The 6,060-nt window shown below is 71.3% G+C and carries 6 protein-coding genes; 5 read left to right on the top strand and 1 reads right to left on the bottom strand.

Translation table 11 applies throughout. From position 1 onward, the window contains the following. From VF202_00685 to VF202_00665, 5 genes are all read left to right on the top strand, one after another. On the top strand, positions 1-652 hold a 652-nt coding region (locus tag VF202_00685), incomplete at its 5' end, for an MFS transporter (protein HEX7038608.1). 138 nt (positions 653-790) lie between these two features. Further along, a complete protein-coding gene (locus VF202_00680; protein HEX7038607.1) occupies positions 791-2,236 on the top strand; it encodes a lyase family protein in 1,446 nt (481 codons plus the stop codon). A 2-nt stretch (positions 2,237-2,238) separates the two neighbouring features. Next, on the top strand, positions 2,239-3,483 hold the full coding sequence (locus VF202_00675; protein HEX7038606.1) for an extracellular solute-binding protein: 1,245 nt from the start codon (positions 2,239-2,241) through the stop codon (positions 3,481-3,483). Positions 3,484-3,585: 102 nt separating this feature from the next. After that, positions 3,586-4,551 carry a sugar ABC transporter permease gene (locus tag VF202_00670; protein HEX7038605.1) on the top strand — a complete coding sequence of 322 codons (966 nt, stop codon included), beginning with the start codon at positions 3,586-3,588 and terminating at the stop codon, positions 4,549-4,551. Continuing rightward, a complete protein-coding gene (locus VF202_00665; GenBank protein ID HEX7038604.1) occupies positions 4,551-5,429 on the top strand; it encodes a carbohydrate ABC transporter permease in 879 nt (292 codons plus the stop codon). The genes VF202_00670 and VF202_00665 overlap by 1 nt, the downstream gene beginning before the upstream one ends. On the opposite strand, the gene VF202_00660 is transcribed toward VF202_00665, so the two are convergent. Further along, a complete protein-coding gene (locus VF202_00660) occupies positions 5,410-6,051 on the bottom strand; it encodes a 5-formyltetrahydrofolate cyclo-ligase (GenBank protein ID HEX7038603.1) in 642 nt (213 codons plus the stop codon). The genes VF202_00665 and VF202_00660 overlap by 20 nt on opposite strands. Positions 6,052-6,060: the final 9 nt, after the last annotated feature.

The raw sequence follows: 6,060 nt of genomic DNA, 5'->3' as shown, positions 1-6,060 counted from the left end.
CTTCCGGCGCTTCCTCCGCTTCGCGGTCTACTGGCAGTTCGTCGTCATGCTCTCGAACCCCTTCACGACGGCCTACTTCCTGGAGAGCCTGGAGATGTCGTTCACGCAGGTCGCCGTCTACACGTCGCTGACCGCCGCCGCCTCGCTGTTCACGAGCAGCCGCTGGGGACGCATCGCCGACAGGGTGGGCAACAAGGCGATGCTCGGCATCGGCACCTTCCTCCACGGCGCCCTGCTGCCGACGAACTGGATCCTGGCGGGCATCCACGGGGACCTGACCTACGTGTGGATCGCCGCCCTCTCCGACGCCGTCGCGTTCGGCGCGGTCGGGCTCGCCCTGTTCAACCTGGCCCTGGTCACGGCGCCCAAGGTGGGGCGCGTCTCGTTCATCGCCTCCTACTCGGTGATCACCGGCCTGGCCGGGTTCGCCGGCGGGTCGCTCTCCGGTCCCCTGCTCGGCGTGTTCCAGTCGCTCGACTACGCGGTGGCGGGCTGGAACGGCTTCCACACGCTCTTCGCCGTGTCGGGGATCGGCCGGATGTTCGCCTGGGTGCTGCTGCGCGGCGTGAGCGAGCCCAACGCCTGGCGCACGCGCGACGTCCTGCGCCGCGCCGGCACCGTGTGGAAGGGCAGCGCCCTGCCCTGGCGCTAGCGTTGAGGCCGCGTTAGCCTCGCAGCTACCCGGCGACGACAGGCGCGGACCCCCGCCGGGTATCGTGCCCTCGCACCGGACGTCGTCCGGCCGCCGCCCGCGCGCGCCAGGGCGCGGCCACCGAGGGGACCTAGCTGCATGACGTGGCATCCGGCTTACCGCGGGCAGGTTCTCGCCCTCGACTACCGGTTCGCGGGCGAGCACCTGCTGCACCACTTCATCGACGCGATGACGGCCCACCTCGACGCCGTCCTGGCGCTGCCGGCGCACGCCGCGCCGGCGGTGCGGGAGCGGGGCGCCGCGCTGCGGGCGGGGCTGGTCGCGCTGCACGAGGAGCCGGTGCCGGTGCAGGCCGATGACGTCCCCGACCTCTACTTCGCGCTGCAGCGCGTGCTCGAGGCCCGCTACGGCGACGCCGTCGGCCTCATCCGGCTGGGGCTGAGCCGCAACGACCTCGACATGACCGTCTACAAGATGCACGGGCGCGAGCTGCTGCTCGACGTCGGCCTGCGGCTCGCGGAGGTCAGGCGGCTGCTGCTCGACAGGGCGCGCTCGCACCTCGACACGGTCCTCATCGCCCAGACCCACCACCGGCCCGGCCAGCCCACCACGGTCGCGCACTACCTCTCGGCCGTCGAGGACATGCTGGCGCGCGACTCCGAGCGCGCCCTGCAGGCGTACGCGCGCATGAACCGCTGCCCCCTGGGCGCGGCGGCGCTGGCGGGCACGTCGCACCCCATCGACAGGGCGTCGACGGCCGCCGCGCTCGGCTTCGACGGGCCCGTCACCAACACCTACGACGCCGTCGCCTCCTCGGACTGGGAGGTCGACCTCGCGATGGTCGCGACCTCGCTGGCGCTCGACCTCGGCCGCTTCGTCAACGACCTCCTGTCGTGGGCGGCCGCCGACCACTACCGGCTCGCCGACGACCTCGTGCAGGGCTCGTCGATCATGCCCCAGAAGCGCAACCCCGTGGCGCTCGAGCACGCCCGCACGCGCCTCTCGCGCGCGCTGGGCTCTGCCGGCATGGTCACCTACTCGAGCCACAACATCCCCTTCACCGACCTCAACGACTTCGGCCCGGACATCCAGGGCGGGCTCGTGACCCTGCACCGCCAGCTCGGCGGGGCGCTGGAGCTCGTCGCGGCCTGCCTCTCCGGCGGCGACTTCGATCGCGGACGGCTCGCGCAGGCGGCCGCCGCCACCGACACGACCGCCACGGAGCTCGCCGACGTGCTCGCTCGCGACGCCGGCCTCGGCTTCCCGGCCGCGCACCGCGTGGTCGCGGACCTGGTCGGGCGCCTGGCCGCCGAGGGGCGTCCGCTCTCCGCCGCCACGCCGGACGACCTCGTCGCGGTCGGGGGACCGCGGCTCGAGTCCGCGGCGCTGGCGCAGGCCGTCGACCCGGCCGCGTTCGTGGCCCGGCGCGCCGGCGTGGGCATGCCGGCGCCGGCGGCGATGTCAGGAAGGCTCGTTCGGGCCGAGGAGCGCTTGGGTGGCGACCTCCGAGCCCTGCGGGAACGCAAGGACGCGCTGGCGGCCGCCAGGGCGCGGTTGCGTGAGATCGGAAAGGAGCAGGTCTAGAGATGAAGAGGATCCTACTGGCGCTGGTAGCGCTGCTCCTCGCCGCCGCGGCGAGCGCGCAGACCACGATCACCTACTGGCAGTACGACTTCGCCGTCCGGGTCGAGGCCATGAACCGCCTCATCGAGATGTTCGAGGCCGAGAACCCCGACATCCACGTGGTCCAAGAGACGTTCCCCTACGACGGCTACCAGCAGCAGGTCGCGGCCTCGCTGCCGGCCGGCCAGGGCGCCGACGTCGTGCAGCTCTTCTACGGCTGGCTGCCCACCTGGCAGCGCGCCGGCTACGTCGTCCCGCTGCCCGAGGAGTACTTCGACTACGCCGCGCTCGACGAGGAGTTCGCCCCGCTCGTCCAGGCCGCCAAGGTCGACGGCGTCTGGTACGGCCTGCCGACCGCCGTGCGCAGCCTCGCGCTGTTCTACAACCTCGACAAGCTGCAGGCCGCCGGCTTCGACGGACCGCCCGAGACCTGGGACGAGTTCATCGAGATGGCCAAGGCCCTCACCGTGCGGCAGGGCTCCCGCTTCGTGGAGGTCGGCTACGGCTTCGCTCCGGGCGGCCAGGACCACCACCTCGTGCGCGAGGTCCTCGTGCGCCAGTTCGGCGGGCAGCCGTACTCGGACGACAACACCGAGGTCACCTACGACAGCGAGGCCGGCGTCCAGGCCCTCGCGTTCTACACGAGCTGGGTGACCGAGCACGAGTTCGCCGTGCCGGAGTTCGTGCCGGGCAACAACGGCTACCGCGACGGCTTCCGCCAGCTCCAGAACATCGCGATGATCATCGACGGCAGCTTCGCGATCGGCGACGTGCAGAAGGTCGATTTCAACTGGGGCGTCGCCGAGCTGCCGACGTTCGACAACGGCGTCAGGTCGAACTTCGCCTCGTTCTTCATGAACGGCATCACGCCGAACGCCGCCGACGACCCGGCCAAGCTCGAGGCCGCCTCCCGCTTCCTCCAGTTCGTCACCAGCGAGGAGGCCATGAGGATCTGGCTCGAGGTGACCGGCGAGCTGCCGGCGCGCCGCAGCCTGATCTCGGACCCCGAGCTCGCCGCCGACCCCGTCTACGGGCCGTTCGTGCGCGCGCTCGACTACGCGCACGCCACGATCTTCTACGACGAGACCGGCCAGCGCGACACCCTGGTCGACGCGATCAACGCGGTCGTGCTGGAGGGCGTCGACCCCGCCACCGCGATCCAGGAGGCCGCCGCCGCCGAGCAGGCGCTCATCGACTCGCTGAGGTAGCGCGCCCCCGCCTCGGTCGCTCATCCGCAGGCCCCGCGCCCACCGGTGCGGGGCCTGCCGTTCCCCGGAGGCCGGCGGCCGTTCTAGGCTGCGTCCAAGCTCATGGCCCTCGAACGCGAACGACCACGCCGCCGGCTGCGGCTCAGCACCAGGGAGGCCCTCTGGGCCTACGCCTTCCTGCTCGTCCCGCTGGCGTTCTTCCTCTACCTGCGCCTGTGGCCGGCGCTGCAGTCGTTCCGCCTGTCGTTCTTCACCTGGCACGTCGACCCGGACCAGCGAACGTTCGTCGGCCTGCGCTACTACCAGCAGATGGCCGCCGAGATCGCGGCGCGCGGCGACCTCTACAAGGCGCTCCGCAACATGCTGAGGTACTCGCTGATCATCGTGCCGGGCCAGGTGGCCCTCGGCCTCTTCTTCGCCGTCCTGCTCGACTCGGTGAAGCGCTTCCGGTCCGTGTTCCGCGCCGTCTACTTCGCCCCGTACGTCACGCCCGCTGCGGCCGTCGCCTGGGTCTGGGGCTGGATGTACTCGGTGAACTTCGGGGTCATCAACAACCTGCTCTACGGCTGGAGCGAGTTCGTCACGCGCATCGGCCTGCCGTTCCTCGCCATCGACCCGCAGCCGTTCCTCACGAGCCCGCAGCAGGCGCTGCCAGCCGTGGCGGCCGTGGTGATCTGGCAGCAGCTCGGCTTCCAGGTCGTGATCTTCCTCGCCGGCCTGCAGGGCGTGCCCCGCGAGGTGCACGAGGCCGCGGCCATCGACGGCGCCAACGCCTGGCAGCGGTTCTGGCACGTCACGTTCCCGCTCCTGAACCCCGTGCTTGTCTTCTCGCTGATCATCTCGACGATCGTGACGCTGCAGCTCTTCGACCAGGTCGTGAACATCAACTTCACCGACCAGGGCGGGCCGCTCGGCAGCACCCTGACGATCGCCCTGTACATGTACCAGCAGGCGTTCCAGAAGTTCCAGATCGGCTACGCGGCGGCCGTCACCGTGCTTCTCTTCGTCATCATCATGGTCGTCACGCTCCTCCAGCTCCGCATCACCCAGCGGCGGGTGGAGTACTGATGGCCGTCGTCGACGCCGCCAGGACGGCCCCGACCGTCGCCGGCGTGTCCGCGGCGCGGCGCCGGCGCCCGAGCGTCGGGCGCGTTGTCGCCTACGTACTGCTCACGCTGGGCGGCGTCGTCATGGCGTTCCCGTTCGTCTGGATGCTGCTGTCTTCGTTCAAGCCCCTGCAGGAGATCTTCCGCTTCGACTTCCTGCCGCGCACCTGGACGCTCGCGAACTACGCCGAGGTGCTGCTGGACACGCAGTTCCCGCGCTGGTTCCTCAACAGCCTCATCGTCGCGGCGATCTCGACGACGTCGGTCCTGTTCTTCTGCTCGCTCGTGGGCTACACGCTCACGCGCCTGCGCTTCCCCGGACGCAACGCGATCTTCCTGCTGATCCTCTCGACGCTGATGATCCCCACCGAGATGCTGGTGATCCCCTGGTACGTGATGTCCACGCAGTTCGGCTGGGTGAACACCTACTGGGGCATCGCCTTCCCCGGGCTGATCCCGGCGTTCGGCGTCTTCCTCATGCGCCAGTTCTTCTCGACGCTGCCGCGCGACCTCTTCGACGCCGGCCGGGTGGACGGCGTCAGCGAGTTCGGCCTGTTCTGGCGCATCGGCCTGCCGCTGGTGGGCCCGGGCCTCGCGGCCCTCGGCATCTTCAACTTCGTCGGCAACTGGAACGCGTTCCTGTGGCCGCTCATCATCGCGAAGTCGCCGAGCATGAGGACGATCCCCGTGGGCGTGGCGTTCTTCTCGGGCGAGGCGGGCACGGCCTGGAACCTGATCATGGCCTCTTCGGCGCTGGCGGTGATCCCCGTCCTCGTCGTGTTCTTCGTCTTCCAGCGCCAGATCATCGAGGGCGTCGTGCTCACCGGGGTGAAGGGGTGAGGGGCCGCCCGCCGGCCGCGCCTCCGGCCACCGACCGCAGACCGGACTCCGTGACGAGGTGCGTGACCCTGGCGTCGTGCTCCTCGGCCGGCAGCGCCGGCACCACCAGCGCCTCCGGCGCGACGCCCACGGCGGCCGCGTCGGGACGCAAACGCGGCAGCAGGCGGTCGTAGTAGCCCCGGCCGTAGCCGAGGCGTTGGCCGCGCTCGTCGAAGGCCAGGCCGGGGACGAGCACCACGTCGAGGTCCTCTGGCGGCACCTCGGGCGCCGCGGCGGGCGGCTCCGGCTGGCCGAAGCGGTGGCGCTCGGGCACGTCGTCCTCCTTGAGCTCGTGGAGGGTCATGACCCCGTCGGGCCCGACGCGGGGCGCGGCGACGAGCTTGCCGCCCGCCCACGCCGCGGCGATCACGTCGGCGAGGTCGACCTCGGCGCCGAAGGACAGGTAGACGCCCAGGCAGCGCGCGTCCCGGAACCGCTCCCAGGCGAGCAGGTGCCGGGAGACGGCGGCGTCGACGAGGCCGCCCGAGGCGCCGCGCACGGCGGCCCGCGCCTCCCTGGCCCAGTCTCGCCAGGCGCCCTTGTCCCATCCGGCCCGCCAGTCGGGCACCATCGCGCTTCCCAAGTGGTTCTC

Source organism: Trueperaceae bacterium, assembly GCA_036381035.1.
Taxonomy (GTDB): Bacteria; Deinococcota; Deinococci; order Deinococcales; family Trueperaceae; genus DASRWD01.
The sequence above is the reverse complement of the archived record's forward strand: the minus strand, read 5'-3'. Positions and strand labels throughout refer to the sequence as shown.